This window comes from Mycobacterium angelicum (genome assembly GCF_002086155.1).
Classification (GTDB): Bacteria; Actinomycetota; Actinomycetes; order Mycobacteriales; family Mycobacteriaceae; genus Mycobacterium; species Mycobacterium angelicum.
Window position 1 is genome coordinate 1 of the sequence record NZ_MVHE01000160.1, and the last position, 2644, is coordinate 2644.

Sequence of the window (2644 nt, forward strand, 5' to 3'; positions counted from 1 at the left end):
GGATCAGGCGGGGGGTGTGGGCGATGCCGTGACGTAGCGCCAGTTGAGGCTCTAGCGTGGGTCGCCGCGCGGGGTCGGCCAGGGCGGCCAGGACGTGGACCAGGGTGTCGTCGGTGGCCGTGGTGGTGTCGAGGTCGACGGCGCTGATGCGGTCGGGGTGTTCGTTTTGGGCGGTGTGGATCAACGCCCAGACCGCGGCGTGGGCCAGATCCGGTGGGCGGTCATAGGCGCTGGTGCTGAGTGCATGGCTGGTGAGGATCACCAGGGGGGTGTGCAGGGTGTCGGGGCGGGTCAGCCAGTGCTGCAGCCCGCTGACCGTGGCGCGGGTCAGGGTGTGCAGGCGCTGCAGGGGATCAGCCTCGGCGGGATCGGGTGGGGGTAAGACCCAGACCACCACATCGGTGTGGGCCGGCTCGATGTCGGCCCACTCAGTGTGGTGCGGTGCGTGCAGGCTGGCGGGCAGCCGCTCGGGGTCATCGGTGAGGATCGCCCACGCCGGTGTGGATGCGGGGGCCGGGAAGGTGTCGGCGGGCAGGGCCGGCCAGGCCAGCTCGAACAGACTGTCGCGCAGCGCGGCGGGGGCGGGGGAGCCGATGTGGTCGGGGCGGGCCCGCAGGGTCAAGGTGTCGATGCTGATCACCGGGGCGCCGGCGGGGTCGGTGGCGTGCAGGGTGAAGGTGTCGGGTCCGGTGGCGCTGAGTTGGACGTGCAGGCGGGTGGCCCCGATCGCGTGCAAGGTGACTCCGGTGAACGCGAACGGCAGTCGTGGGGTGGGCGGCAGGCCGTGGGGGTCGGTGTCGTAGAACGCCGCGGCCAACGGGTGTAGGGCGGCATCGAGCAGCGCGGGGTGGATGCCGTAGCCGCCGATGTCGGTGTCGGCGGGTAAGACCACCTCGGCCGAGACGGTGTCGGGTGCGCTGGGGTGGCGTCGGATGCCGCGCACCGACTGGAACGGGCCGTGGTAGTGCAAGCCGTGCTCGGCCAGGTCGCCATAGAAACTGTCGGCGTCGATGGGATCGACAGCCACCGGTGTGGACCGGGCCTCTGATACCCCGGGGGTGGTGGTGCTCAACGCGCCGCTGGCATGCAACGTCCAGGCCGTGGGGCCCTGGGTGCCGCCGGCGCGGGAATGCACGCTAAAAGCGCGGCGCCCGGTGTCGTCTTCGGCTTGCACCGTGATCTGGACATCGGTAGGGGTGTGCTCGTGCACCGTCAACGGGGTATGTAAGACCAACTCCTCGATCGCCGGGCACTGGGCGTACTCACCGGCCTGCAACAACAACTCGATATAGCCGGTCCCGGGGAACACCACCATGTCATCGACACGGTGCCCGCCCAGCCACGGATGGGTGGCCGTGGACAGCCGGCCGGTCAACACGATCTGGTCCTGATCGGCCAGCTCGGCCAACGCCCCCAACAGCGGATGATCGGGCTTGTCCAACCCGGCCGCGCTGACATCGCCCACAGCGGCGACGGCTAGCTGGTAGGGGCGGTGTTGGAAGGGGTAGGTGGGTAGCGCGATGGTGGTGGCGCCGGGATACAGGGTGGTCCAGTCGGGGCTATGGCCGTGGGTGTGTAGCTGGGCCAGGGCGGTGGACATGGTGTCCAGATCCTGCAGATCACGAACCAAGGTGGGAACCACGGTGCAGCCGGGTTGATCAGCCAGGGTGTCGGTCAGCGCCGCAGCCAGGACCGGGTGTGGGGATAGTTCGACGAAGGTGTGGGGGCCTTGGGCCAGCAGGGTGGTGATGGCGTCGTGGAAGCGTACGGTGTGGCGGAGTTGGCGGGTCCAGTAGTCGGGTGAGGTGAGTTGGTCGGGGGTGGCGGGTTGGCCGGTGAGGGTGGAGATGATCGGAATGCTGGGTGCTGACCAGGTCAGGCTGGCGGCGATGGTGTGGAATTCGGGCAGCGCGGGGTCCATGGAGGCGGAGTGGAAGGCGTGGCTGACGCGTAGTGGGGTGGTTTTGTAGCCCGTGGCGGCGCAGTGCTGGCCCAGGTGGTGGAGTTGTTCGGCGGGTCCGGAGACGACTAGGGCGGTGGGGCCGTTGACTGCGGCTAGCTCGACCTGGGGGTAGTCGGCCAAGACCGCGTTCAGGTCGGGGGGGGTGGCGGAGATGGCGAGCATGGTCCCTGGTGCGCAGGTCTGCATGAGCCGGCCGCGGGCGCTGACTAGGAGCGCGGCGTCGGCTAGCGACAGGATTCCGGCTACGTGGGCGGCGGCCAGTTCGCCGACCGAATGCCCCACCAGGTAGTCCGGGCGGATGCCGGCGTGGGTGAATACCGCATGCAGGGCCACCCCGACGGCGAACAACGCCGGTTGGGCGTAGGCGGTCTGATTGAGCAGTTGGGCCTCGGCGGTGTCGGGTGCGGCGAACATCGCCTGGGTCAGCGGGGCTTCGAGGTGGGGGTCGAAGGCTGCGCAGATTTCGTCGAGGGCGGCGGTGAAGAGGGGGTGGTGGGTGTATAGCTCGGTGGCCATGGTGGGGTATTGGGCGCCTTGGCCGGGGAACACGAATACGGTTTTGGCGCTGTGATGGCCGGGCAGGTGGTGGTAGGTGACTCCGGGGTGGGGGGTGTCGGTGGCCAGGGCGTGCAGGGCCCGTAGCAACTCCTCGCGGGGGTTGGTGGCCGGCAGGGTGAGGGC

General features: G+C 69.5%; 1 protein-coding gene. It reads right to left on the reverse strand.

All coding sequences use genetic code 11. The features are described from left to right. On the reverse strand, positions 1–2644 hold a 2644-nt coding region (locus BST12_RS28650), incomplete at both ends, for an acyltransferase domain-containing protein (protein WP_139802038.1).